At 63.8% G+C, this 25632-nt stretch carries 19 protein-coding genes; 17 read left to right on the plus strand and 2 right to left on the minus strand.

Annotation, left to right across the window (positions count from 1 at the left end):
• Positions 1-4: 4 nt before the first annotated feature.
• From H2509_RS14165 to H2509_RS14220, 12 genes are all read left to right on the plus strand, one after another.
• A complete protein-coding gene (locus H2509_RS14165) occupies positions 5-859 on the plus strand; it encodes an ABC transporter permease (RefSeq protein ID WP_182166345.1) in 855 nt (284 codons plus the stop codon).
• Positions 856-1659, plus strand: a complete 804-nt coding sequence (locus H2509_RS14170; RefSeq protein WP_182166347.1) for an ABC transporter permease — start codon at positions 856-858, stop codon at positions 1657-1659. Before H2509_RS14165 ends, H2509_RS14170 begins: the two co-directional genes overlap by 4 nt.
• Positions 1659-2447: a carbon-nitrogen hydrolase family protein gene (locus tag H2509_RS14175; protein ID WP_235974958.1), complete on the plus strand. Its 789-nt coding sequence runs from the start codon at positions 1659-1661 to the stop codon at positions 2445-2447. The genes H2509_RS14170 and H2509_RS14175 overlap by 1 nt, the downstream gene beginning before the upstream one ends.
• A 685-nt stretch (positions 2448-3132) precedes the next feature.
• Complete coding sequence (gene phnD / locus H2509_RS14180) at positions 3133-4110, plus strand: phosphate/phosphite/phosphonate ABC transporter substrate-binding protein (RefSeq protein ID WP_182166349.1); 978 nt, start codon at positions 3133-3135, stop codon at positions 4108-4110.
• Positions 4111-4211: 101 nt separating this feature from the next.
• Entirely contained in the window at positions 4212-5003 is a 792-nt protein-coding gene (gene phnC, locus H2509_RS14185) for a phosphonate ABC transporter ATP-binding protein (RefSeq protein ID WP_182166351.1), read from the plus strand.
• Positions 5000-5815, plus strand: a complete 816-nt coding sequence (phnE, locus tag H2509_RS14190) for a phosphonate ABC transporter, permease protein PhnE (protein ID WP_182166353.1) — start codon at positions 5000-5002, stop codon at positions 5813-5815. The genes phnC and phnE (H2509_RS14190) overlap by 4 nt, the downstream gene beginning before the upstream one ends.
• A complete protein-coding gene (phnE, locus tag H2509_RS14195) occupies positions 5815-6630 on the plus strand; it encodes a phosphonate ABC transporter, permease protein PhnE (RefSeq protein ID WP_182166355.1) in 816 nt (271 codons plus the stop codon). Before phnE (H2509_RS14190) ends, phnE (H2509_RS14195) begins: the two co-directional genes overlap by 1 nt.
• Positions 6617-7540 carry an HAD-IIA family hydrolase gene (locus H2509_RS14200; RefSeq protein WP_209001968.1) on the plus strand — a complete coding sequence of 308 codons (924 nt, stop codon included), beginning with the start codon at positions 6617-6619 and terminating at the stop codon, positions 7538-7540. Before phnE (H2509_RS14195) ends, H2509_RS14200 begins: the two co-directional genes overlap by 14 nt.
• A 178-nt stretch (positions 7541-7718) precedes the next feature.
• Positions 7719-9368 (plus strand): Na/Pi cotransporter family protein, encoded by a 1650-nt coding sequence (locus H2509_RS14205; protein WP_182166357.1) that lies wholly within the window; start codon positions 7719-7721, stop codon positions 9366-9368.
• A 698-nt stretch (positions 9369-10066) separates the two neighbouring features.
• Complete coding sequence (locus H2509_RS14210) at positions 10067-12001, plus strand: PrkA family serine protein kinase (RefSeq protein WP_182166359.1); 1935 nt, start codon at positions 10067-10069, stop codon at positions 11999-12001.
• Positions 12002-12023: 22 nt separating this feature from the next.
• Positions 12024-13343: a YeaH/YhbH family protein gene (locus H2509_RS14215; protein ID WP_182166361.1), complete on the plus strand. Its 1320-nt coding sequence runs from the start codon at positions 12024-12026 to the stop codon at positions 13341-13343.
• Positions 13336-14844 (plus strand): SpoVR family protein, encoded by a 1509-nt coding sequence (locus H2509_RS14220; protein ID WP_182166363.1) that lies wholly within the window; start codon positions 13336-13338, stop codon positions 14842-14844. The genes H2509_RS14215 and H2509_RS14220 overlap by 8 nt, the downstream gene beginning before the upstream one ends.
• A gap of 1722 nt (positions 14845-16566) precedes the next feature.
• Here H2509_RS14220 and H2509_RS14225 read toward each other — a convergent pair.
• On the minus strand, positions 16567-16833 hold the full coding sequence (locus H2509_RS14225; RefSeq protein ID WP_182166365.1) for a hypothetical protein: 267 nt from the start codon (positions 16831-16833) through the stop codon (positions 16567-16569).
• A gap of 786 nt (positions 16834-17619) precedes the next feature.
• Between H2509_RS14225 and tsaA the strand changes: the two genes are divergently transcribed.
• Complete coding sequence (gene tsaA / locus H2509_RS14230; RefSeq protein WP_182166367.1) at positions 17620-18123, plus strand: tRNA (N6-threonylcarbamoyladenosine(37)-N6)-methyltransferase TrmO; 504 nt, start codon at positions 17620-17622, stop codon at positions 18121-18123.
• Positions 18124-18180: 57 nt separating this feature from the next.
• Here tsaA and H2509_RS14235 read toward each other — a convergent pair whose 3' ends face one another.
• Entirely contained in the window at positions 18181-19536 is a 1356-nt protein-coding gene (locus H2509_RS14235) for an MmgE/PrpD family protein (RefSeq protein WP_182166369.1), read from the minus strand.
• A gap of 412 nt (positions 19537-19948) precedes the next feature.
• Here H2509_RS14235 and H2509_RS14240 point away from each other — a divergent pair, with 412 nt between their 5' ends.
• The 4 genes from H2509_RS14240 to H2509_RS14255 all read left to right on the plus strand — a co-directional run bounded on the left by H2509_RS14240 (position 19949) and on the right by H2509_RS14255 (position 25630).
• Positions 19949-20926 carry a TAXI family TRAP transporter solute-binding subunit gene (locus H2509_RS14240; protein ID WP_182166371.1) on the plus strand — a complete coding sequence of 326 codons (978 nt, stop codon included), beginning with the start codon at positions 19949-19951 and terminating at the stop codon, positions 20924-20926.
• Positions 20927-21020: 94 nt separating this feature from the next.
• Entirely contained in the window at positions 21021-23795 is a 2775-nt protein-coding gene (locus tag H2509_RS14245; RefSeq protein ID WP_182166373.1) for a TRAP transporter permease, read from the plus strand.
• A gap of 13 nt (positions 23796-23808) precedes the next feature.
• The gene (locus H2509_RS14250; protein ID WP_182166375.1) at positions 23809-24234 is read left to right on the plus strand and encodes a universal stress protein; all 426 of its coding nucleotides are present in this window, start codon (positions 23809-23811) and stop codon (positions 24232-24234) included.
• Between the two features lie 52 nt (positions 24235-24286).
• Positions 24287-25630: an NAD(P)H-dependent oxidoreductase gene (locus H2509_RS14255; RefSeq protein ID WP_182166377.1), complete on the plus strand. Its 1344-nt coding sequence runs from the start codon at positions 24287-24289 to the stop codon at positions 25628-25630.
• Positions 25631-25632: the final 2 nt, after the last annotated feature.

Below are 25632 nucleotides of genomic sequence, written 5' to 3' on the forward strand. Positions count from 1 at the left end.
GCCGATGCGCAGGACGCCTCCCGAAAAGCCGGCCGACTACCTGCCGATTGCCTTTCCCGCCGCCATGCTCGGGCTGTTCTTCGTCGTGCCCTTCGCCATCATGGTGGCGATCTCCTTCTTCGAGCGGGTGCAGGGCGGCTTCTACCAGCCTGCCTTCACGCTCGCCAATTACGGCCGCTTTCTCTCCGCCTTCTTCGGCGAGATTCTCGTCTTCTCGCTGTTCCTGGCCGCTCTCGTTTCCGCCGTCTGCCTCGTTCTTGGCGTGCCCTTCACCTATCTGCTGACGAAGCTGTCCCGCCGCGTGCAGGTTGCCTGGCTGATCGGTCTGCTCGGCGTGCTGTCGCTGTCGGAGGTGATCATCGGCTTCGCGTGGTCGACGCTGCTGAGCCGCACGGCGGGCATCAGCAACCTCTTCGTCGCGCTCGGGCTCATGCAGCAGCCGCGGGCCTGGACGCCAGGCTTCGCCGCCGTCATGACCGGCCTTGTCTATCAGGCCTTTCCCTATACAGTGCTGGTGCTCTATCCGGCCTTCTCGCGGCTCGATCCTTCGCTTGGCGAAGCGGCGCGGACGCTGGGCGCTTCGCCGCTCAGGGCGTTTCTGACAGTGATCGTGCCCGCGCTGCGCAAGACGCTGATCGCGACCTTCATCATCGTCTTCATCTTCGCGCTCGGCGCCTATCTGCTGCCGCAGATCCTCGGCCGGCCGCAGCACTGGACACTGTCGGTCCTCGTCACCGATCAGGCGATCTATCAGTCGAACATGCCCTTCGCCGCCGCCATGGCCGTGTTCCTGGTGATTGCCAGCCTGGTGCTGGTGCTGCTGGCCAACATGATCAACCGCCGGGAGCCGGCGTCATGAGCGGGCGCTTCCTGTCACGGGTTTTCTTCGCAGCGCTCGCGCTTTTCCTGGCCCTGCCGCTCGTCGTCATCGCCGGCGTGGCGCTGAACGAGAAGAAGACGCTGGCCTTTCCGCCACAGGGCCTGTCGGCCGACTGGTATCTGCAGATCTTCACCGACGATGCCTGGCGCGCGGCGCTTGTCCACTCGGTACTGATCGCCGCGTCCTCCGCTCTCATCAGCGTGGCGATCGCCGCTCCGCTCGCCTGGTTCCTGTGGCGGCGCGTGGCGCCATGGGCCCGCATCGTGCAGGTTCTGGGCCTGTCGCCCTTCATCCTGCCGCCGGTGATCACCGCGCTTGGCGCGCTGAGCTTCTGGGCGACGATCGGGCTTTACGGCCAGCCCTGGACAGTGGTGATCAGCCACGGCATCTTCTTCGTCAGCCTGCCGCTGGTGACGATCACGCTCGGCTTTGCCACCATCGACCGCGAGATCATCGAGGCGGGTACGACCATGGGCGCCGACGACCGCACCTTGCTGAAGACGATCGTCTTCCCGCTGATCAGGCCCTACCTGATTTCCGGCTTCGCCTTCGCCTTCGTGCTGTCGCTGAACGAATATATCGTCGCCTACATGACGATCGGCTTCACGCTGGAAACCATCCCGATCAAGATTTTCAACGCGCTTCGCTACGGCTACACGCCAACCATGGCCAGCGTATCGGTGTTTTTCGTGCTGGTGGCGGTGACCGTGTTCGGGCTCGTCGCCCGCTTCGGCGATCTGCCGAAGCTGCTCGGCGCCTGGGACGAAGGGGAGCGCTGATGAAGGTTGCCGCCTGCCAGATGGAGGCCGGCCTCGGCCCGGTGGAAGAAAGGCTTGCGGCAATCGCCGGGCTTGCCGACGAGGCACGGGCGAAGGGCGCCGATATCGCGGTCTTCCCGGAACTGGCAACCACCGGCTACGGCGCGGGCGAGGCGATCCGTCGCCAGGCCGAAACCGCGGACGGTCCCATGCTTTCCCGCCTGGTCGATATTGCGCGCGAAACGGATATCGCGATCCTCGTCGGCCTGCCGCTGCTGGATGACGGCGCGCTTTTCAACGCCTCGGCCTTTGTCACGCCGGCGGGCGGCGTTACGCTCTACCGCAAGATCCAGCTTTACGGCGACTACGAGAAGGGCCTTTTCGCGCGCGGCTGCGATCTCCCGCCGGTCGTCGACTACAGGGGTTTCCGCCTCGGTCTGCTCATCTGCTTCGACGTCGAGTTTCCCGAGCGGGTGCGGGGTCTCGCTCGGCGCGGCGCCGATTGCGTGCTGGTGGCGACGGCGCTCCCGGAGAGCCCCGCCGGGCGCTTCATCGCCACCTCCGTGATGGCGGTGCGGGCCTTCGAGAACCAGGTCTTCGTCGTCTATGCCAATCACGCCGGCAGCGATGCCGGCTTTGCCTATCAGGGCCTATCCTGCATCGCCGCGCCGGACGGCAGCCTGCTCGCCCAGGCGAGCGAAACCGCAGGCGGTGTGATCCACGCCGATCTCGATCCGGGCGCCTATGAAGCCAGCCGTCGGCAGAATCCCTACCTTGCCGAGCTGGAAGCAGCGAGGGTAGGGACATGAAGCACGGCTCCTGCTGCGTGCCTGTCCGGTTCCTGACGCAAACTCCGGTGTCATCCTCGTGAAGACGGGGATCCAGCAGACACCCGCCTCAGTGGCCAGACCTCCGGCGTTGCGGTTATTGGATGCCCGGTCGAGCCGGGCATGACAGAGTGTGTGGGCGTGTTGGCGCAAGCACGACGGAGTGTGTGGCTGCTTCTCTGCCGCAACCTCTCGGCTCGTCATACGCGGGCTCGACCGGCGTATCCATGCGGCGCCAGCATATTTCGCCGTCGTCCGATGGACCGCCGGGTCTGGGCCCGGCGATGACGAGCGGAGAGGCAGTGCGTCCTCCGACGATTGAGGTTGGGACAAGCGCTTGCCCCACACTCCAGCGTCACCCCGGACCGCGTGCGCTCCGCCCCATCACATGCCGTTGATCGCCGTCACATCTTGCGACACCGAAGAAACGCGAAGTCTTTGGGCTGTTTAAAGGCTCCTGTAGCTTTGTAATAAATGTAACAATCCATTTATATTTGTAAAACAAATTAAGATCTCTCGCCATATTTCGAAAGAAAACCGATTTAAGTTGTGGTTTGGAGGAGTGGAGATGTGGTTTCGGCCACGTTTTCCTTTAATTGCTTAAGGAGACGCGGCGAATCCGGACAGTCGGGCTGCCGTAAATGATGCTTTCAGGGAGGAGAGAAGAATGAAACTGAAGAACTGGCTCTTGAGCGCCATCGCCCTTGCCGCTTTCGCGGCTGTCAGCAGCGCCCCGGCGAGTGCCGAGGAATGCCCGCGCGGCGATCTCGATGCGCGCTATTGCGACCGCGACGGCGACCTGGTCGCCGACACGCCGACCGATCCTTCCCAGCAGGTCGATCCGGACACGCTGGTCTTTGCCTATACCCCGGTCGAGGATCCCGCCGTCTACAAGGAAGCCTGGAGCGACTTCCTTACGCATCTGGAAAAGGTGACCGGCAAGAAAGCCCAGTTCTTCCCCGTACAGTCGAATGCGGCCCAGGTCGAGGCGATGCGGTCCGGTCGCCTGCACATCGCCGGCTTCAATACCGGTTCCAACCCGCTCGCGGTGAACTGCGCCGGCTTCAGCCCCTTCACCATCATGGCCAGCGCCGACGGCACCTTCGGCTACAAGATGGCGATCATCACCCATCCGGGCAGCGGCGTGGAGAAGGTCGAGGATATCAAGGGCAAGAAGATGGCCTTCACCTCGCCGACCTCCAATTCCGGCTTCAAGGCGCCGTCGGCGATCCTGAAGGCGGACTTCAACATGCTGGCCGAGAAGGATTTCGAGCCGGTCTTCTCGGGCAAGCACGACAACTCCATCCTGGGTGTCGCCAACCACGACTATCCGGCCGCCGCGATCGCCGACAAGGTCATGTACCGCATGATCCAGCGCGATGTGATCAAGGAAGACCAGGTCAAGATCATCTATGAATCGCAGACCTTCCCGACCACCGGTTTCGGCACCGCGCACAACCTGAAGCCCGAGCTGCGTGCCAAGATCGAGGAAGCCTTCTTCACCTTCGACTGGGAAGGCTCGTCGCTGCAGAAGGAATTCGAGAAGTCCGAGGAAGCCCAGTTCATCAATATGAACTACAAGGACTTCTGGGACGTCATCCGCAAGATCGATGCGGCCAACGACGTCTCCTATTCCTGCAACTGACCGCAATACGAAACATCGACACCGCCCCGGGAGAACCCCGGGGCGGTGTCCGACTTTTGGCCCGCCCTGACCGGGCGCCCTGAAATCCTGCCGGGTGAAAGATGCTCAGACTCCAGAAACTGACGAAAACCTATCGAACCGGCGACAAGGCGCTGAACGCCGTCGATCTGGAAATCCCGAAGGGCCAGGTTCTGGCGCTGATCGGTCCGTCCGGCGCGGGCAAGAGCACCTTGATCCGCTGCGTCAATCGTCTGGTCGAGCCGACATCCGGCAAGGTCCATCTCGGCGACGGCGAGGAGGCGGTGGAGATTACCTCGATGAGCTCGTCGAGGCTGCGCCGCGCACGCCGCGAGATGGGCATGATCTTCCAGGAATACGCGCTGGTCGAACGCCTGACGGTGATGGAGAACGTGCTGTCCGGCCGCCTTGGCTATGTCGGCTTCTGGCGCTCCTTCCTGCGCAAGTATCCGCAAAGCGACGTGGATGAGGCCTTCCGCCTTCTCGATCGCGTCGGCCTGCTGGAAATGGCCGACAAGCGTGCCGACGAGCTTTCCGGCGGCCAGCGCCAGCGCGTCGGCATCGCCCGCGCCCTCATCCAGAATCCGAAGGTGCTGCTGGTCGACGAGCCGACCGCCTCGCTCGATCCCAAGACCTCGCGCCAGATCATGCGGCTCATCTGCGAACTGTGCGCGGAGCGCGAACTGGCGGCCATCATCAACATCCACGACGTGGCGCTCGCCCAGATGTTCTGCCAGCGCATCATCGGCCTGCAGAAGGGCGAGATCCGCTTCGACGGCAGCCCGGACGATCTCGGTCCCGACGTGCTGACCACGATCTATGGCGAGGAAGACTGGAAGGCGACCATCCGCCCGGCCGAAGAGGCGGCGGCATGACGAGCGCCCTCTTGAACGAACGGCTGGGGCGGCGATGGCGCAAGCCCCATTTCATCAAGAACCCGGCGTTGCGCTGGGGGCTGATCCTCGGCGCGATCGTCTATGTCGCGCTTGCCCTGGGCTCGCTGGAAGTGAACTGGCAGCGTGTGAGCGAGGGTCTGGTGCGCGGCTGGCGTTTCGTCGCCGCCTTCGCCAGCCCGGACTTTACCAAGCGCGGCGGCGATATCTATGAAGGGCTGCTGGAAAGCGCCATCGTCACCGTCGCGTCCACCGTGGTCGGCATCCTGATTTCCGTGCCGATCGGGCTCGGGGCCGCGCGCAACATCGCGCCGCTGCCGGTCTATCTCGTCTGCCGCGGCATCGTCGCGCTGTCGCGGGCGCTCAACGAGATCATCGTGGCGATCCTGATGGTGGCGATCTTCGGCTTCGGTCCGCTTGCCGGCTTCATCACCCTGAGTTTCGCCACCATCGGCTTCCTGTCGAAGCTGCTTGCCGAGGACATCGAGGACATGGACCGGGTGCAGGCGGAGGCGATCCGCGCAACCGGCTCCTCCTGGCTGCAATGGATCAACTACGGCGTTCAGCCGCAGGTGATGCCGCGCCTGATCGGCCTGTCCATGTACCGGCTCGACATCAACTTCCGTGAATCGGCGGTGCTCGGCCTCGTCGGCGCCGGCGGCATCGGGGCGACGCTCAACACGGCTTTCGACCGCTACGAGTTCGATACCGCCGCCGCGATCCTGCTGATCATCATCGCCACAGTCATGCTGCTGGAATACCTGTCCGGCATCATCCGCGCCAAGGTGCAGTAATGCCGATCCTCGACAGTGCAGGCCAAAAGACCTGGCAACTTCGCAACCGTAACGAACAGCTCGTGCGCTGGGCCGGCTGGCTCGTCGGCGTGGCGATCTTCATGTGGTGCTGGCAGCGCATATCCGAGGCGACCACCTGGGCCTTCGTCTGGGATGCGCCGCGCATTGCCGCCGACATGGCTTCGCGCTCCTGGCCGCCGCGCTGGTCCTATATGGAAACGCTGTGGGCGCCGCTTTGGGATACTCTCAACATCGCCACGATCGGCACGATGCTGGCGCTGGTGATGGCGGTGCCGGTCGCCTTCCTGGCCGCGCGCAACACGACGCCGAGCGCGGTCTTCGTGCGGCCGATCGCGCTGCTGATCATCGTCTCGACGCGGTCCATCAACTCGCTGATCTGGGCGCTGCTGCTGGTCTCGATCATCGGACCGGGCGTGCTGGCCGGTCTCATCGCCATCGCGCTGCGCTCCATCGGTTTTTGCGCAAAGCTTCTCTACGAGGCGATCGAGGAGATCGACACGACCCAGGTGGAGGCGATCACCGCCACGGGGGCAAGCCGCTGGCAGGTCATGGCCTATGGCATCATGCCGCAGATCATGCCGGCTTTCGCGGGCGTCGCCGTGTTCCGGTGGGACATCAACCTGCGCGAATCCACCGTCCTGGGGCTTGTGGGCGCGGGCGGCATCGGGCTACAGCTTCAGTCGTCTCTCAACGTGCTCGCCTGGCCGCAGGTGGCGCTGATCCTCATCGTCATCCTGGTTGCGGTCGTCGTCAGCGAGTGGGTTTCTGCGAAGGTGCGCGGTGCAATCATCTGATCGGGACGGCATGACGGCGGAAGATGCGTTCCGCTTCTACGAGAGCGTGCGCTCCCGCCTGCCGTCGGCCGCCCATCCGCAAACCTTCTCCCATGCCGCCGATCTCGGCGAAATCGCGGAAAACTACGACGTCTTCGTTTTCGACGCCTTCGGCGTGCTGAACGTCGGCGATACGCCCATCGCCGGGGCGCGGGCTCGCCTCGACGCCCTGCGGGCGGCCGGCAAGACGGTCTTCGTGCTGACCAACGCGGCAAGTCTCGGGCGGCAGGCGACGCTCGCCAAGTTCGCCAGGCTCGGCTTCGATTTTGCCGAGCGCGAGATCGTCTCCAGCCGTGAAGGCGCGCGGCTTGCCTTCGCCGCCGTGCCGGACAAGGCGAACTGGGGCGTCATCACCACGGCCGAGGATGAGTGCGCCGACTTCGACGCGCCCCTGCGGGGGCTCCTCGACGAGGCAAAGCCGGATTTCGACGCGGTGGAAGGTATCGTCTTTCTCAGTACGGCACGCTGGACGGAGGATCTGCAGCAGGCGCTCGAGGCGTCGATGCTCCGACGGCCGCGGCCGCTGATCGTCGGCAATCCGGATGCCGTGGCGCCGCGCGAAAGCGGCCTGTCGCTGGAGCCGGGCTTCTTTGGCCATCGCGTCGCCGACAGGGCCGGCGCGCCGGTCGCCTTTCACGGCAAGCCCTTTCCCTCCGTCTACGACCTGGTGGAGCGGGCACTGCCGGGCGGCACGCCCGCCGGCCGGGTGCTGATGCTCGGCGACACGCTCCACACCGACGTGCTGGGCGCGGCGGCGCGGGGCTGGGCGACGGCGCTCGTCAGCGACCATGGTCTCTTCCGCGGCCTCGATGTCGAGCGTTTCATCGAGGAAAGCGGTATCGTGCCGGACTGGATCATTCCCGCCATCTGATCGTTTCTCATGAGTGCCGCCGGATGCGGGGCGGGCGGTGGGAAAACGGGCGCAGATCCTTACCCGGCTCAGGAAGTCGTGACGCGGCCGGCATCATGATTTGAGTGCTAAAGTGCTGTAGAATATAGAAGAATAAGAGCGCCACGCGGGTCGTGGCCATATATGAGGCGGCAAGCCCATGTCGGGTTCGGTGATCTTTCTCAATCTGGCCGGTGCGGTGGCCCTGCTCCTGTGGGCGACCCGCATGGTGCGCACGGGCGTGGAGCGGGCCTATGGGGCGGCCCTGAAGACGCGGCTGCGGCAGGCCCTCACCAACGGCTTCGCGGCGGCTCTCGCAGGCGCCGGGCTTGCCATCGCCATGCAGAGCGCGACGGCGGTCGCCCTGATCATCGCCGGCTTCGTGGCCGGAGGCTATGTCGGGTCGGGCATCGGCATCGCGGCGCTGCTGGGCGCCGACTTCGGCTCGGCGCTGGTCACGCGGCTCTTGCGCATCGACCTGTCGCTGCTCGTGCCTGTGCTCTTCCTGCTCGGCACCATCGCCTTCCGGGCCAGCGAGGCGCGCATGTGGCGCCAGGCCGGCCGCATCATGATCGGCATCGGCCTACTGCTCCTGTCGCTCGAATTGATCGGCCATGCATCGGAGCCGTTGCGAGACAGCCAGATCCTGCCCCTCGTCCTCAACTATCTTTCGCGCGACTGGATTTCCGCCTTCCTGCTGGCCGGCATCATGGCGTGGCTGTTCCATTCCAGCATCGCCGCCGTGCTGCTGGTCGCCTCGCTGACGGATCGCGGGCTCATTCCGCCGGTGCTGATCGTTCCGCTGGTGCTCGGCATCAATTTCGGCGGCGCGATGATCGCCGCCTATCTCACGCGCGGCATGGACAGGACGGCCCGCGTTGTGCCACTCGGCAACGTGCTGATCCGCGGCTTCGGTGCCGTAGCGGCTCTCTTGCTGCAGATCGTCGTCCAGTTCGACGCATCGTGGCTTGCCGGCAATCCGGGCGACGCGGTGGTGATGGCGCATATTGCCTTCAATGGCGCGATCGCGCTTATCGGTATTCCGCTTGCCGGTTTCATTCCCGGGTTTCTCGACCGGTTGCTGCCGCCACCGCGCAGCGACGGCGAGCTGGTGAAAAAACGGGTGACGGCCCTCAACGAGGCGGATCTTGCCAATCCGACGCTGGCGCTTGGCGATGCGGCGCGCGAGTTGCTGGCCATGTGCGAGCGCATCGACGTGATGCTCCAGCGCGTGTTCGAGTTCTTCCACCAGCCGCGCGGCGCGGATATCGATGCATTGTCGAAGCTCGACGACGAGGTCGACGAGATCCATGCCGGCATCAAGTTCTACCTCGCCCGCATCCCGGAAGAGGATCTGGACAATGCCTCGATGGGCCGGCTGAACGACATTCTCGGCGCCGCCATCAAGCTGGAGCAGGTCGCCGACATCATCGCGCAGAACCTTGTCGCCAAGGTGCGCAAGAAGGAGGATCGCAAGATCTCCTTCTCCGAACAGGGCTGGCGCGAGCTGAGCGAGATCCATGCGGAGGTGCTGAAGAACGCGCGGCTGACCTTCAACGTGCTGGTGTCGGGAGACCTTGAGACGGCGCGTGAGCTCGTGCATCAAAAGGAGGCGATGCGCCAGCTCGTGCAAAAAAGCGAGGCACGGCATCTGGAACGCCTGCGCGAGGGCCTGTCGACGAGCCGGGAGACCAGCGCGATCCATATAGACACGATCCGCGACCTCAAGGAGATCAATTCCCTGCTGGTGTCGATCGCCTATCCGGTGCTGGAAGAGGCAGGCATGCTGCGCAAGAACCGCTTGGTCTGAACGCCGGCAATGTCACCTTGGGGCAATTTTGACCGAAGCCCGCGTGCCGTTTCGGCACATCCACCGTTTGTGCCGGGCGTGGATGCCCTTTACTGGTGGCAAGTCGCTTTTCCTAAAAAATTATTAATTCTATGTTCCCATTCTTGAACATTATCCCAATATTAACATCATAGGCAGTAGCGGCAGGCCGGACATGCCGGGAGGCGGGCACCGTCGTCAATGAGGTGCGGACGCAAGCTGCAGCGGCAATGGCATGGGATATGCATTGCTTTTGGCAAGTCATCAGGCGGGACCGTGCAGGTGGTCGAGGTGATTTGCGAAAGACCAGCTGGCACGATCACAAATCATGACGTTGGGTAGATCAACGTGTGTGGTCGAATTGCCCAAAAGCACGTGAAGTTCCGTTTTAACTGAGAAGCAAAAGCCGAGTTGGCGTATACTGAAAAAAGACTCACTAGTGTGGTGGAATTGAAGCTCGCTTCATTGTTCGCAACACACTCGTTGCGAGCTTCAAATCCGAAAACCGCGCTGGAAAGATATACTTGCTGGTGTCCTGATCGATTCCGAATTTCGGAATGGGGGCACACGACGCTCTATCGCTTTGCGACTTGAAGGAGATTTTCGCGCACCAGGAAATTTCATAGCCGTACAGGACATTCTCGGTCGAGAAACGGAAGGCAACAGAGAGGGGTTTGGCAATGGAAGTCTACACCCGGTTCGCGGAAGCCTACGAACGCACGAAGGTCGATGAATTGTCTGTGCAGGACTATTTGCTGGCCTGCCGCGACGATCCTTCGATGCGTGCGACCGCAGCCGAGCGGATGATGAAGGCGATCGGCGAGCCGGAGCTCGTCGACACCAGCATGGACCAGCGGCTGGGGCGCATCTTTCTCAACCGCACCATCAAGCGCTACACCGCCTTCCGCGAGCTCTACGGCATGGAAGAGACCGTGGAGCGGATCGTCGGCTTCTTCCGGCACGCCAGCCAGGGGCTCGAGGAGCGCAAGCAGATCCTCTACCTGCTTGGACCGGTCGGCGGCGGCAAGTCGACGATTGCCGAAATCCTCAAGCAGCTGATGGAGAAGGAGCCGATTTATGTGCTGAAGGCCGGCGAGCAGCTCAGCCCGGTCTTCGAATCTCCCCTCGGCCTCTTCGACCGCGAGCGCCTCGGCGACCTGCTGCAGGACAAGTACAACATCCCCAAACGCCTGCTCACGGGGCTGATGTCGCCCTGGGCGGTGAAGCGTCTCGACGAGTTCGATGGCGATATCTCCAAATTCTCCATCGTCAAGCTCTACCCCTCGAAGCTGCGCCAGATCGGTATCGCCAAGACGGAGCCGGGCGACGAGAACAACCAGGACGTCTCCTCGCTGGTCGGCAAGCTCGATATCCGCAAGCTGGAGCATCTCAGCCAGAACGATCCCGACGCCTACAGCTATTCCGGCAGCCTCAACCGCACCACGCAGGGGATGATGGAATTCGTCGAGATGTTCAAGGCGCCGATCAAGGTGCTGCACCCGCTTCTGACGGCGACCCAGGAAGGCTCCTATGTCGGTACCGAGAATATCGGCGCCTTCCCCTATCAGGGCATCATCGTCGCCCACTCGAACGAGGCCGAATGGCAGCAGTTCAAGAACAACAAGAACAACGAGGCGTTCCTCGACCGCATCTCCGTGGTCAAGGTGCCGTACTGCCTGCGCGTGACGGAAGAGACGCAGATCTACGAGAAGCTGCTGCGCGAAAGCACGCTCGGCAATTCCGCCTGCGCGCCTGAAACGCTGCCGATCCTCGCCCGCTTCAGCGTGCTGACCAGGCTGAAGGAACATGAGAACTCCACGCCCTATTCCAAGCTGCGCGTCTATGACGGCGAGACGCTGAAGGATACCGACCCGAAAGCGAAATCGCTGCAGGAATATCGCGACGCAGCCGGCGTGGACGAGGGCATGGCGGGCATTTCCACCCGCTTCGCCTTCAAGGTTCTGTCGGAGACCTTCAACCACGACACGGAGGAGGTGGCGGCCGATCCGGTGCATCTCATGTATGTGCTGGAACAGGCGGTGAAGCGCGAGCAGTATGACGACGAGAGCCAGGCCCGCTATCTCGATTTCCTGAAGACGGATCTCGCGCCGCGCTATGCCGAGTTCATCGGCAACGAGATCCAGAAGGCCTATCTGGAATCCTATGCCGACTACGGCCAGAATCTCTTCGATCGCTACATCGCCTATGCCGATGCCTGGATCGAGGACCAGGACTACAAGGATCCCGACACCGGGCAGATGTTCGACCGCGAGGTGCTCGAGCAGGAACTGGAGAAGATCGAGAAGCCGGCCGGCATCGCCAATCCCAAGGACTTCCGCAACGAGGTGGTGAAGTTCGTGCTGCGGGCGCGGGCCGAGAATCGCGGCAGGAATCCCGACTGGCGGCAATACGAGAAGCTGCGGCGGGTCATCGAGAAGCGGATGTTCGGCCAGGTGGAAGACCTTCTGCCCGTCATCAGCTTCGGCGCCAAGCGCGACAAGGAGACGGATGCCAAGCACAACGAGTTCGTCGAGCGCATGGTCGCCCGCGGCTATACGCGGCGTCAGGTAAGGCGGCTCGTGGAGTGGTACATGCGCGTGAACAAGGCGGGGTAAGGGGAAGAAGGCGAATAACGACATGGCTCATTTCGTCGATCGCCGTTTGAACCCGAAGGACAAGAGCCTGGGAAACAGGCGCCGGTTCCTGAAACGCGTTCGTGCCTATGTAAAGAAGGCGGTCAATGAGAGCGTCGGCAAGCGATCGGTTGCCGACGTCGACCGCGGCGAGAAGGTGTCGATCCCCATGGACGGCATCCTCGAGCCAAGCTTTCACCACGCCAGCGAGGGCGGCCGGCGCGAGCGTGTGCTGCCCGGCAACAAATCGTTCCGCACCGGCGACCGGATCGACAAGCCGCGCGCCGGCGGCGGGGGCAAGGGCAAGAGCGGCGCGCCGGACGGCGAGGGCGAGGACGATTTCCTGTTCGTGTTGTCGCGGGACGAGTTTCTCGACCTCTTCTTCGAGGATCTGGAACTGCCCGATCTCGTCAAGCGCACACTGAAGGAGATCCGGTCCAAGAAGCTTGCGCGCGCCGGCTATACGGTCGCCGGCTCGCCGGCCAATATCAACGTCAAGCGCACCATGGGCAATGCGCTTGGCCGCCGCATCGCGCTGCACCGGCCGAAGGACCGCGAAGTCAGGGAGCTGCGCGAGCGCATCTTCGCGCTTGAGGCCATTTCCAACCCGTCGAAGGAACAGCGGGCCGAGCTGGATGGGCTTCGCCTCGAACTGCAGGTGATGCTGAGGCGGCAGAAGGTCATCGGCTATATCGACCCGCTGGACGTGCGCTACAACTATTACGTCCCGAAGCCGGAACCCAACGCCAAGGCGGTGATGTTCTGCCTGATGGACGTGTCCGCCTCCATGGGCGAGCGCGAGAAGGATCTCGCCAAGCGCTTCTTCGTCCTCCTGCACCTCTTCCTCAGCCGGCGCTACGAGAAGATCGATCTCGTCTTCATCCGCCATACGCATGATGCGAGCGAGGTGGACGAGGAGACCTTCTTCCATTCGCGCGAGACGGGCGGCACGGTGGTCAGCACCGCGCTGGTGGAAATGAAGAAGGTGATCGACGAGCGCTACCCGGCCTCGGAATGGAACATCTACGCCGCCCAGGCGTCGGACGGCGAGAATTTCAGCGGCGATTCCGCCAAATGCGCGCATATCCTGGCGCAGGAACTGATGCCGCTGTGCCAGTATTTCGCCTATATCGAGATCGTCGACGAGGAAGAGGCGCGGCTGATCAACAGCGAAAGCAACGGCATGGAGCTGTGGCGCGCCTATCGCGAGCTTGCCACCTGGATGAGCAATTTCGCCATGAAGCGGATCGCCCGCCCCGCCGACATCTATCCGGTTTTCCGCGAACTCTTCGCAAAGAAGCATGAGGGAGCCGAAAATGGCTAAACGCGCCCGCAAGGGGCCTCTCTTCGAAGGGGCGGACTGGTCGTTCGATACCTTGCGCGGCACCTATGATGCGATCGAGCGCGTCGCGCGCGAGGATCTCCAGCTCGACTTCTACACCAACCAGATCGAGATCATCTCGTCGGAGCAGATGCTCGACGCCTATTCCTCGATCGGCATGCCGCTGATGTACCGTCACTGGTCCTACGGCAAGCACTTCCTCCACCACGAGCGGCTCTATCGCAAGGGCATGCGCGGCCTCGCCTACGAGATCGTCATCAATTCCAATCCCTGCATCAGTTATTGCATGGAAGAAAACACCATGGCGCTGCAGGCGCTGGTGATCGCCCATGCCGCTTTCGGCCACAACCACTTCTTCAAGAACAACCATCTCTTCCGCCAATGGACGGATGCGGACGGCGTTCTCGACTATCTCAACTACGCGCGCGGCTACATCGCGTCCTGCGAGGAGAAATACGGCGTCGACGAAGTTGAGGCGATCCTCGATTCCGCCCATGCGCTGATGGCGACCGGCGTGTTCCGCCGCCGCCGTCCGCCTCATCCCTCGCTGCGGGAAGAGGAGGAGCGGCGCCGCGAACGGCTGAAGGCGGAGGAGCAGGCGGTTCACTATCTCTGGAACACAATTCCCGGCGGGCAATCCGCAAGCCGCATGAATGCCGCCCAGCTCGAGCGCAAGCGCGAGATGCACCTGCCGGAGGAGAACATCCTCTATTTCCTGGAGCATTACAGCCCGATCCTGCGCTCATGGCAGCGCGAGATCCTGCGCATCGTCCGCAATATCGGCCAGTATTTCTATCCCCAGCGCCAGACCAAGGTGATGAACGAGGGCTGCGCCTGTTTCGTGCATTTCTACATCATGAATGCGCTGCATGCCGAAGGCAGCCTGACGGACGGCGCGATGCTGGAGATCCTGCACAACCACACCAATGTGCTGACGCAGCCCGATTTCGACGATCCGCGCTATGGCGGCATCAACCCCTACGCGCTGGGCTTCGCCATGATGCAGGACATCCGCCGCGTCTGCGAGGAACCGACCGAGGAAGACCGCGAATGGTTCCCGGAAATCGCCGGCTGCGGCGACTGGCGCAACGTCATCAAGGATGCTTGGGCGAACTATCGCGACGAAAGCTTTATCCAGCAGTTCCTGAGCCCGACGGTGATGCGCCGCTTCCGCATGTTCGCGCTGGCCGACGACAGCACGAAGCCCTTCTACACGGTCACCCATATCCACGACGAAAGGGGCTTTCGCGAACTGCGGGACGCGCTTGCGCGCGACTACGATATCTCGACCACCGATCCGGACATCCAGATCGTCGATGTCGACCTTCTCGGCGACCGCTGGCTGAAGCTGCGCTCCATACGCCGCAACGGCGTGGCGCTCGACCCGGCCGACCGCGATGCGACCCTCGCCCACCTCCGCCGCCTATGGGGCTACAAGGCGGAGATCGAGGAAGTCGACGAGGGCGCGTCGCTGGCTTCCTGAACGCTTCGGATTCCCTGTTTTCCGGGCCGGGAAACGTGGCTTTCCAAGGGATTGCCTTAAACTCGGCCGTCATCCCGGGCGAGTGAGGCACGGCCGAGCGATGACCCGGGATGACGCTGGAGTGTGGGATCGGTGTTTGCCTCACCTCTCAACTGTCAGAGGACGCACAGCCTCTCCCGTCGTCATCGCCGGGCCCGGTACTGGAAAACGCCCCGGCGATCCATGGACGGCGGCTAAGACCTCAGGCGCCAAATGGATACGCGGGTCGAGCCCGCGTATGACGAACCGGGAGGATACGGCGGAGAGGCAGCCACACGCTCCGTCATGCTTGCGCCAACACGCCCACACACTCTGTCATGCCCGGCCCGACCGGGCATCCAGTAACCACGGCGGCCGGAGATTTAGCCGCTGAGGCGGGTGTCTACTGGATCCCCGTTTTCACGGGGATGACACCTGAGCAAGGGGCTGACGCCGGCCCCACCCTCGGCCGCCGAGTGGACCAACCACCTCTCCCCTCGTCATCGCCGGGCCCAGACCCGGCGATCCATGGACGGCGGCTAATAACTCGGGGGTCGCATGGATACGCGGGTCAAGCCCGCGTATGACGAGCGGATGGGTTACGGCAAAGGGGCCACTCACTCTGCCGTGCTCGGACCAACGCGCCCACACACTCTGTCATGCCTGGCCCCACCGGGCATCCAGTAACCGCCAACGCCGGAGGTCTTGCTGCCGAGGCAGGTGTCTACTGGATCCCCGTTTTCACGGGGATGACACCTGAGCAAGGGGCTGACGCCGGCCCCACCCTCGGCCGCCGAGTGGACCAACCACCTCTCCTCTCGTCATCGCCGGGCTTGACCCGGCGATCCATGGACGGCGGCTAAGACCTCAGGCGCCAAATGGATACGCGGGTCGAGCCCGCGTATGACGGACCGAAAGGTTGCGGCAGAGACGCCGCTCACTCTGTCATACTTGCGCAAATGCATTCTCTGTCATGCCCGGCTCGACCGGGCATCCAGTAACCACGGTGGCCGGAGATCCAGTCACTGTCGCAGGCGGTTACTGGTTCCCCGCCTGCGCGGGGATGACACCTGAGTTTGGGGCAGGCCGCATGGATACGCGGGTCAAGCCCGCGTATGACGAGCCGAGGAGTTACGGCAGAGTGGCGACTTACCCTGTCGTGCTTGCGCACCCGCACATCCTGTCATACCGGACCAACGTGCCACACACTCTGTCATGCCCGGCCCGACCGGGCATCCAGTAACCACGGTGGCCGGAGATTCAGCCACCAACGCATGCGATTACTGGATCCCCGTCTTCACGGGGATGACATCAGAGTGTGGGGCGGGGGCTGCATCTAATTCTGCCGCGCAATGGACGCACAGCCTCTCCCCTCGTCATTGCCGGGCCCAGACCCGGCGATCCATGGACGGCGGCTAAGACCTCAGGCGCCAAATGGATACGCGGGTCGAGCTCGCGTATGACGAACCGAGGGGTTGAAGCGGTGTGTCTGCCACACACTCCGTCATCCCGGGCGAGTGAAGCGCAGCCGAACGATGATCCTGTATCCAGAAATCATCCGCGGGCGTAGCCCGCCCGAAAATATGGGTCGTCATCGCCGGACCATTGACCGGCGACCCGCCCGCCGCGCCTGGTTGAGGTGCGGGTGGCGCGTCATGCGAGCGGGTGTCCAACTGGGCCTGGACATGACGATTGCGGGCCGGATCACGCCTCGTCCCTGGCTGGACGCGAGACGAGGCGGATGCCCGGCGCATGCGGAATGCGCGGCTCGGAAAAATCGGCGGGTGGGAGGAAGCTCAACAGCTCGCTCTCGCGGGCGAGATGCGCTTTCGCGAGGCGGTATTTCAAATAAATTATGAAGGCCACAATTGGCGTCGTTGCAAAGGTGACGAGCGCGACGACCTTCACCCAGTCCGCCGTCGAGCGCCAGGTGGTGAGTAAATCCGCAGCGAAGTTGTAGCCATCGGCCATGGCTTGCCTCCCCGTTAAGCCGGTGAACCGCCAGAGAGGACTCTGGCGGCCGGGGAGGTCGTAAGCCGACCGAAGACGGCTGCGATGGCCTTTGGGGCAAGCCCTTGGACATACGCCATCGCCTCCCCGGCCATGAGGGGTGAACCCTTAGGTCGAGGAGGCATCAATTGCGGCTGATGCCAGCCGCTTCGGTAGAGGTTACGACACCCCTAGGCCAGTCTTTTTCACTAGCCCTGCACGCATTCTATCCTGAGAAATATACGGAGAAAAGTGCAATTCCCGGTTGGTGGCCATATTCATTCGGGAGCATGTGTCGGCGCCGCATGGATACGCGGGTCGAGCCCGCGTATGACGAGCCGAGGGGTTGCCGCAGAGGGGTCACTCACCCTGCCGTGCTTGCGCCAACACTCCCACACACTCTGTCATGCCCGGCTCGACCGGGCATCCAGTAATCACAAAAGGCTAGAGATTAAGCTACTGACCTACGTGGTTACTGGTTCCCCGCCTGCGCGGGGATGACACCGGAGTTTGGGGCAGGCCGCATGGATACGCGGGTCAGGCCCGCGTATGACGAGCCGAGAGGTTGCGGCAGAGAGGTGACCGCACACTCGGCCGTCATCCCGGGCGAGTGAGGCGAAGCCGAACGATGGACCGGGTTCCAAAAACCTTTGCGGGCAAAGCCCGCCCGAAAGACAGGGGAACGGAGCCGGCCGGCGCACCCTCGCCGTGCCGCCTCATGTTCGATATCATCCGGCGGCAGGACGCAAACCCGACCGGAAGATGCGCATGAACGAGAACCGCCCAACCGCTCCGTCGCCGGACCAGTCCTTCGGCATTCGCCCCGGCGAAATCGCCGCCGACCTGCCGGAGGCATTCGACGCCTCGCTCTATTTCGTCGGCCGGATCCGTACGCCCTGGCAACGGCGCGAGGAGTGTCCGAGGCGCGGCAGCATGGACGGTCCGCTCTGCCGCATCGAGGTCGATCCCCGCTGGCGGGACGCGCTCACCGGCATCGAGCAGTATCGGCGGCTGCTGGTTCTGTACTGGATGCACCTGTCGCGCCGCGATCTGGTGCTGCAGTCGCCGAAGCATCGCGGCAGCCTGATGGGCACCTTCGCGTTGCGCTCGCCGGTCAGGCCGAACCCGGTGGCGGCGGCCGTGGTCGGGCTGGAGAAGGTCGAGGGCACGACGCTCTTCGTGCGCGGCCTCGATTGCGTCGACGGGACGGCGCTGCTCGACCTGAAGCCCGATTTCGCACCCGCTGAAAAGGGATGCGACGAGCCGACATGAGCGCTTGGGGGCAGGGCGCGGAGCAACCTGCGTCCGCCCGGGCGCAGGCAGGTCGATCTAGTGCTTCGACAGCCCCGCAAGCAATGCCGGCAGGCCGAAGGCCGCATCCTCCGCCATGCCGCCGACGCAGGCGGCAAGGCGCGCGGCGGCGTCCGCACCGATCAGCGCCGCCGCCTTTGCCTTCAGGCGCGCTTCCGTCTCCGCCACCGGCGTCGGCCGGCTCAGATCGGCATGGGACGAGATCCTTCTGCCGTTGCGCGTGAGAAGGTTGACGCGCGCTTCCGTGTCGCCCAGGCCGTCATCGGTTTCCACGATCACCCGGTCGCGCAGCGCGGCCAACTGGCGGTCGCTGCAGGCGGCGTCGTCGAAACTGGCAAGCGAGGCGGTGTCGCGCGCCGCAAGCACCATGGCCGAAGTCTGCGTGTAGCTGAATTTCGCCTCCAGCCCCGTTGCCGGTTCCTTGATGTCACACACGCGCAGCCAGCGCGGATGGACCTTCAAGGTCACGCTCTCCACAGCCTCGGGCTCGATTTTCTTGTCCCGCACGATGGCGGCGAGCGCCTCGATCGGCGCATGGGTGCCGTGGCAGCAGGCGTGATACTTGAACTGCACCCGGTCGAAGCGGAACGCCTCGCCAAGCCCGTCGAAGGCATCCGGCTTCACCCTGCCGCCGCCGGCATGGGTCTCGGCGAAACCCTGCAGGCCTTCCAGCCCTTGCGGATTGGAAACGAAGCCGAGTCCGGCAAGGGTCGCCGCCTCCACGCCGTTCGCCGCGGCAAGGCCGGCATGCAGGGGCTTGCCCATGGTGCCGAACTGCGACTTCAGCCCTGAAGCGCGGGTCGAGACGATGCCGATGGCATGGCGGCAGGCGTCCTGCGGCAGGCCGACAAGGCGGGCCGCTGCCGCAGCGGCGCCAAAGGCGCCTGCGGTCGCCGTCTGGTGAAAGCCGCTCTGATAATGGCCGGGGCCGAAATAGACGCCGACCCGGCAGGCGGTCTCGATACCGATGACGAAGGCGTCGAGCACTTCGGCGCCGCTGGCGCCCAGTTTCTCGCCGAGCGCCAGTACCGCCGGCAGGATTGCGACGGTCGAGTGGCCGATATGGTCGAAATGGGTGTCGTCATAGTCGAGCGCATGCATGGCGGTGCCGTTGGCAAGGGCGGCGGCGCGTGCCGGCAGATGATGGCCGAGCCCGAAGACGAAGGCTTCCGGAACGCCGCCCTCGGCCGTCACCATGCCGCGCACGATGCGGGCAACCGGCTCGTGTTCGCCGGCAAGCGCGACGGCCGCTCCGTCGAGCATGCAGAGTTGCGCGATACGTCGCTGGTCGTCGTTGAGGCGGTCGCGGCGAAAGCCCGTGATGAAACGGCCAAGCGCTTCCGTCGCCCCGGCCCGCAAGGTGTCGTCGGTCATTTTCGGCCGGTCCCCTGATCGATATTCCTGGGTCGTGTCCTTGCTCAAGGCCTGCAAGAATACAACCGATGCCGAGATTGCCAATCCGCAAAGATCGATTCCTCGCGCATCCAGGAGACGTCGAAGTCAAATATACGAATACTGGTTGCATGGCGTTTTTCTAACCAAAAGGAACAATAATATTCCAAGTGGCGATCCGCAGAAGTAATTCTCTTTCGCGGCGGCATGGCATTTTTCCTAAATCGAAGTTGCAGGTGTCCTTTAATTTCAGTGCCGTCGAATATTCAAAAATACGAGAATTATGTCCGTATATTTGATTTTGTTGATGTTTCTGCCGGCGATTTCGTTGCATGGCCTGTTGCTTCGGCCTAAGCTGGATCGTGTTTGATTAGAGAAAAGAGGGAGGTCGGTAATGAACTTACTGACAAGAACTATTGTGGGCGCGGCCATGGTGCTCGGCGCCCAGACGGCGATCGGCAGCGGTTCGGCGCTGGCGCAGGAAACCTTCATCACCATCGGCACGGGTGGCCAGACCGGCGTCTACTACGTCGTCGGCCAGTCGATCTGCCGGCTCGTGAACCGCGGAACGGGCGAGCACAACATCAAGTGCACGGCGCCGTCCACGGGCGGTTCCATCGACAACATCAACGCCATCAAGAACGGCGATCGGCAGATGGGCGTGGCCCAGTCCGACTGGCAGTACCATGCCTATAACGGCACGTCGAAATTCGAAGGCGACAAGTTCGACAAGCTCAGGGCCGTCTTCTCCGTGCATGGCGAGCCGTTCACCGTGGTCGCACGCTCCGACGCCGGCGTCGAGACCTTCGACGACCTGAAGGGCAAGCGCGTCAATATCGGCAATCCAGGCTCGGGCCAGCGGGCAACGATGGACGTCGTGATGGACGCCAAGGGCTGGTCGCTGTCCGATTTCGCGCTCGCTTCCGAGCTCAAGGCGGCCGAGCAGGCCGGCGCGCTCGGCGACAACAAGATCGACGCGATGATCTATACTGTCGGCCATCCGGCCGGCGCGATCCAGGAAGCGACGACCACCACCGACGCGAAGCTCATTCCCGTCGACGGACCGGAGATCGAGAAGCTGATCGCCGACAATCCCTACTATGCCAAGGCCACGATCCCGGGCGGCATGTACAAGGGTACCGACAGCGACGTCGACACCTTCGGCGTGAAGGCGACCTTCGTGTCGTCCAGCGACGTGCCGGACGAGGTGATCTACCAGGTCGTCAAGGCGGTCTTCGACAATTTCGACCGCTTCAAGAAGCTGCATCCCGCCTTCGAGAACCTGACCGAACAGGACATGATCACGCAGGGCAATTCCGCGCCGCTCCATCCGGGCGCGGAGCGCTACTACAAGGAGCGCGGCTGGCTCTGACGGCCAAACACGGGGCCTCGCAGGCAGTGCCTGCGGGGCTTCTTCTCTCCCGTGGCTGACGGGAGACGGTGCAGCGTGAAGGAGGGGGCGAGGCATGCCGGAGACGCGGGATACGGAAACCGGCGGGGTTGAGCCCGCAACGCCGGGTGGCCTCAGCCAGGCGGAGCTGGACGAACTCGTCGCTTCCAGCGACACCGGCGCACGCAGTGCCGGCGGGTATGTCGGGCGGCTGATCGCCGGCATCGCTCTGCTATGGTCGCTGTTCCAGCTCTGGTTCGCCTCGCCGCTGCCCTTTGCCCTCGGTTTCGGCGTCTTCAACGACACGGAAGCAAGGTCGATCCATCTGGCCTTTGCAGTGGTGCTGGCCTTCCTGGCTTTCCCGGCCACGAGGACGGTCGGCACGATCGTCTTCGGCATGGCTGTTCCCGTGGTTCTCGGGAGCCTCTTCGCCTTCTCGGCGGAAGACGTTTTCCCGCATTGGGTGATCCTTGCCATCACGGCGGTGGTGGCGCTCGGTATCCTGCTGCCGGCGCGGCCCGACCGCGTGGCGATCCAGGAATGGATCATGGCGGCTGTGGCGGCCTATTGTTCGGCCTATCTCTTCATCTACTACGCGCCGCTCGCCGACCGGGTCGGCCAGCCCATCTTCCTCGACTACGTGGTCGGGATCACCGGGCTGATGCTGCTGCTGGAGGCGACGCGCCGCACACTCGGCCCGGCGCTGGTGCTGGTGGCCGGCTTCTTCCTCGTCTACACCATTCTCGGCCCCTATATGCCGGAGATCATCTCCCACAAGGGCAACAACCTCAGGGAGATCATCAATCACCACTGGCTGACGACGGAAGGCGTCTTCGGCATCGCGCTCGGCGTGTCGACCTCCTTCGTCTTCCTGTTCGTGCTGTTCGGCTCGCTGCTCGACCGTGCAGGGGCGGGCAACTATTTCATCCAGGTCGCCTTCTCCCTGATGGGGCATCTGCGCGGCGGGCCGGCCAAGGCCGCCGTGGTCTCCTCGGCGATGACCGGCCTCATTTCCGGCTCCTCCATCGCCAATGTGGTGACCACCGGAACCTTCACGATTCCGCTGATGAAGAAGGTCGGCTTCAGCGCCGAGAAGGCAGGGGCGGTGGAAGTCGCCTCATCGGTCAACGGGCAGATCATGCCGCCCGTCATGGGCGCCGCCGCCTTCCTGATGGTCGAATATGTGGGCATTCCCTATTTCGACGTGGTCAGGCACGCCTTCCTGCCTGCGCTGATCTCCTATATCGCGCTCGTCTACATCGTCCATCTGGAGGCCTGCAAGGCGGGGATGGAGGGCCTGCCGCGCGCCTATGAGCCGGGGCCATGGATGCGGCGTATCGTCGGCTTCGTCTTCGGCGTGCTGGCCGTCTGCGCGCTGTCGCTCGCCGTCTATTACGGCATGGGCTGGATCAGGCCGGCCTTCGGGGCGTCGGCTTCCTACGTCGTCTTCGCGCTGCTGGTTGCCGTCTATGTCGGCCTCGTCTTCTACAGCTCGCACTATCCCGAGCCGAAGATGGACAATCCCAACGCCCCGGTCACCTCACTGCCGCTGCCGGGGCCGACCGTGAAATCGGGCCTGCATTTCATCCTGCCGGTGGTGGTGCTGATCTGGGCGCTGATGGTCGACCGCCTGTCGCCGGGCCTCTCCGCCTTCTGGGCTTCGGCCTTCATGATGTTCATCCTCGTCACCCAGCGGCCGCTCTTCGCCATCTTCCGCCGCAACGGCGAACCGCTGGGCGAGGCCGTGGTGCGCGGCTTCCGCGAGCTTGTCGAGGGCCTGATTGCGGGCGCACGCAACATGATCGGCATCGGCATCGCCACAGCGACCGCCGGCATCATCGTCGGCGCGGTGTCGCAGACGGGCGTCGGCTCTGCCCTTGCCGATGTGGTGGAGGTGCTGTCGGGCGGCAACCTGCTAGCGATCCTGTTCCTCACCGCAATCCTGTCGCTGATCCTCGGCATGGGCCTGCCGACCACGGCGAACTACATCGTCGTCTCGGCGCTGCTCGCGCCGGTCATCGTCACGCTCGGCCAGGAAAACGGCCTCATCGTGCCGCTGATCGCCGTGCATCTCTTCGTCTTCTATTTCGGCATCATGGCCGACGTGACGCCTCCGGTGGGCCTTGCCTCATTCGCGGCGGCGGCGGTTTCCGGCGGCGACCCGATCCGCACCGGCTTCGTCGCCTTTTTCTATTCGCTCAGGACGGCGGCGCTTCCCTTCCTGTTCATCTTCAACACCGACCTGCTGCTGATGAACGTGGACTGGCTGCACGGGCTTTTCATCTTCGTGGTGGCGACGCTGGCCATGCTGCTCTTCTCGGCGGCGACGCAGGGCTGGTTCCTGACGAGGAGCCGGATCTGGGAGACGGTGGCGCTGCTTTTGCTTGCCTTCACCTTCTTCCGTCCCGGCTTCTGGATGGACATGATCTACCCGCCTTACGAGGAGGTTCCGCCGACGGAGATCTCCCAGGCGGCGGAAAGAGTGCCGGCGGGCGAGCCGTTGCGTCTCAGGGTGTCGGGCGTCGATGCGGTCGGCGAGCGGCGTGAATGGGTGGTCCTCCTCAACCTGCCGGAGGGTGGTTCGGGCAGCGAGCGACTTGAGGGCGCCGGCCTTACGCTGCTGGACCAGGACGGCAAGATGATCATCGACGATGTCGCCTTCGGCTCTGCGGCGCAGGATGTCGGCCTCGACTGGGATCAGGAAATCGTCCGCGTGCTGACGCCGGTCGAGACGCCGTCGAAATACTGGCTCTACATTCCAGCCCTGCTGCTCCTAGGCCTCGTCGTGCTCGCCCAGCGTCGCCGCATCGAAACGGCGGAAACGGCGGCCCGAACCCAGGCCGCCTCGTGACCGGAGACGAACCATGTACAAGTCGATCCTTCTTCCGCTCGATCTTGCCCATGACAGTTCCTGGACCAAGGCGCTGCCGGTTGCGGTGGAACTCGCCGAAAGGTTCGGGGCCGAACTCCATGTGCTGACGGTCGTGCCGGACATCCGCACCTCGATGGTTTCGCAATATTTCCCGAACGACTTCGAGGCGACGGCGACACGCAAGGCCGCCGAGGCGCTCAATACCTTTGTCGCCGAGAAACTATCGGAGCGAAAGGTGACGGAGCATGTCGCTACCGGCCGCGTGTTCCGCGAGATCGTGCGCTGTGCCGAAGCCAACGGCTGCGACCTCATCGTCATGGCCTCGCACCGGCCGGAAATGGCCGACCATCTCATCGGCCCCAGCGCCGACCAGGTGGTGCGTCATACCGACAAATCGGTCATGATCGTGCGCGATTGAGCCGGTTCACCATCGATCATATGGTGTCGGATCGTAGCGGGGAGAAACGCCGTTGAACCTGTCGCGCATGCTTGCCGCCCGCGCCGCCTCCGGCGCACCCGTGAAGGTGGTGCTGATAGGTGCCGGCAAGTTCGGCACCATGTACCTTTCCCAGGCGCGGCTGACGACGGGCATCCAGATCGTCGCCGTGGTCGACCGGGACGTGCCGAAGGCGAAGGCCGCGCTTGCAAATGCCGGCTGGCCGGCCGAGCAATATGCGGCGCGCTCGCCCGAGGATGCGGCGACGACGGGGGCGACCTGCGTCACCGATGACGTGGCGCGGGCGATCGGCGCTCCGGGCGTCGAGGTGGTGATCGAGGCAACAGGCGATCCGGCCGTCGGCATCCGCCATTGCCTTGCGGCGATCGCCGCCGGGCGGCACATCGTCATGGTCAATGTGGAGGCCGACGTTCTGGCCGGACCGCTTCTGGCGCGGCGGGCGGCGCAGGCCGGCGTCGTCTATTCGCTGGCCTGGGGCGACCAGCCGGCGCTCATCTGCGAACATGTGGACTGGGCGCGGGCCTGCGGGTTCAAGGTCGTTGCGGCCGGCAAGGGCACCCGCTACCTGCCGCGCTACCATCAGCTCAACCCGGACACCACCTGGGAGGAGGTGTCGAAATACCTCGCCTTCAGCAGCAAGGAAGGGCTGAACCTGAAGATGTTCAATTCCTTCCTCGACGGCACGAAGTCCGGCATCGAGATGACGGCGGTCTGCAACGCCACCGGGCTGACCCCGCAGCCGGACGGCCTGTCGTTCCCGCCGGCGAGCCGCTTCGATCTTGCGGATATCTGCAAGCCGGCGAGCGATGGTGGCGTGCTCAGCCATTCCGGCACGACGGAGGTTGTTTCCTCTCTTACCCGCAAAGGCGAGGACGTGCCGCATCACCTTGCCATGGGCACTTATGTCGTCATTGAGGGCGAGACCGACTACGCCCGCCGCTGCTTCACCGAATACCACACGCTCGAAGACAGGAGCGGGCGGTTTGCCGCCCTCTACCGGCCCACGCACATGATCGGCCTCGAACTCGGCATCTCTATCGCCTCCGCCGCCTTGCGGGGAGAACCGACCGGCTGTCCGCACGGTTTTCATTCGGATGTGGTGGCGACGGCCAAGAAGGCTCTCAAGGCTGGCGAGATGCTTGATGGCGAAGGCGGTTTCAGCGTCTGGGGCAAGCAGCAGCCTGCCGGCGTTTCGCTGAAAAACGGCTTTCTGCCGATCGGCCTTGCCAGCGGCGTGCGGCTGACCCGCGACATCGCCGAAGGCGAGATCGTCCGCTGGGCCGATGTCGAAATCGACGCGGAAGACGACGCCGTCATCATCCGCCGCGAGATGGAAACGCTGTTTTCAGGGCGTTAGGG

It is taken from the genome of Stappia albiluteola (genome assembly GCF_014050225.1).
GTDB classification, from domain to species: Bacteria; Pseudomonadota; Alphaproteobacteria; order Rhizobiales; family Stappiaceae; genus Hongsoonwoonella; species Hongsoonwoonella albiluteola.

Excerpts from the sequence above, each read along its gene's own strand:
- H2509_RS14240 (WP_182166371.1), top strand. The coding sequence starts at position 19,949 with ATGAACTTACTGACAAGAACTATTGTGGGCGCGGCCATGGTGCTCGGC.
- H2509_RS14225 (WP_182166365.1), bottom strand. The coding sequence starts at position 16,833 with ATGGCCGATGGCTACAACTTCGCTGCGGATTTACTCACCACCTGGCGC.
- H2509_RS14235 (WP_182166369.1), bottom strand. The coding sequence starts at position 19,536 with ATGACCGACGACACCTTGCGGGCCGGGGCGACGGAAGCGCTTGGCCGT.
- phnE (WP_182166355.1), top strand. The coding sequence starts at position 5,815 with ATGCCGATCCTCGACAGTGCAGGCCAAAAGACCTGGCAACTTCGCAAC.
- H2509_RS14205 (WP_182166357.1), top strand. The coding sequence starts at position 7,719 with ATGTCGGGTTCGGTGATCTTTCTCAATCTGGCCGGTGCGGTGGCCCTG.
- H2509_RS14165 (WP_182166345.1), top strand. The coding sequence starts at position 5 with ATGCGCAGGACGCCTCCCGAAAAGCCGGCCGACTACCTGCCGATTGCC.
- H2509_RS14245 (WP_182166373.1), top strand. The coding sequence starts at position 21,021 with ATGCCGGAGACGCGGGATACGGAAACCGGCGGGGTTGAGCCCGCAACG.
- phnE (WP_182166353.1), top strand. The coding sequence starts at position 5,000 with ATGACGAGCGCCCTCTTGAACGAACGGCTGGGGCGGCGATGGCGCAAG.
- H2509_RS14215 (WP_182166361.1), top strand. The coding sequence starts at position 12,024 with ATGGCTCATTTCGTCGATCGCCGTTTGAACCCGAAGGACAAGAGCCTG.
- tsaA (WP_182166367.1), top strand. The coding sequence starts at position 17,620 with ATGAACGAGAACCGCCCAACCGCTCCGTCGCCGGACCAGTCCTTCGGC.
- H2509_RS14210 (WP_182166359.1), top strand. The coding sequence starts at position 10,067 with ATGGAAGTCTACACCCGGTTCGCGGAAGCCTACGAACGCACGAAGGTC.
- H2509_RS14250 (WP_182166375.1), top strand. The coding sequence starts at position 23,809 with ATGTACAAGTCGATCCTTCTTCCGCTCGATCTTGCCCATGACAGTTCC.
- phnC (WP_182166351.1), top strand. The coding sequence starts at position 4,212 with ATGCTCAGACTCCAGAAACTGACGAAAACCTATCGAACCGGCGACAAG.
- phnD (WP_182166349.1), top strand. The coding sequence starts at position 3,133 with ATGAAACTGAAGAACTGGCTCTTGAGCGCCATCGCCCTTGCCGCTTTC.
- H2509_RS14220 (WP_182166363.1), top strand. The coding sequence starts at position 13,336 with ATGGCTAAACGCGCCCGCAAGGGGCCTCTCTTCGAAGGGGCGGACTGG.
- H2509_RS14175 (WP_235974958.1), top strand. The coding sequence starts at position 1,659 with ATGAAGGTTGCCGCCTGCCAGATGGAGGCCGGCCTCGGCCCGGTGGAA.
- H2509_RS14170 (WP_182166347.1), top strand. The coding sequence starts at position 856 with ATGAGCGGGCGCTTCCTGTCACGGGTTTTCTTCGCAGCGCTCGCGCTT.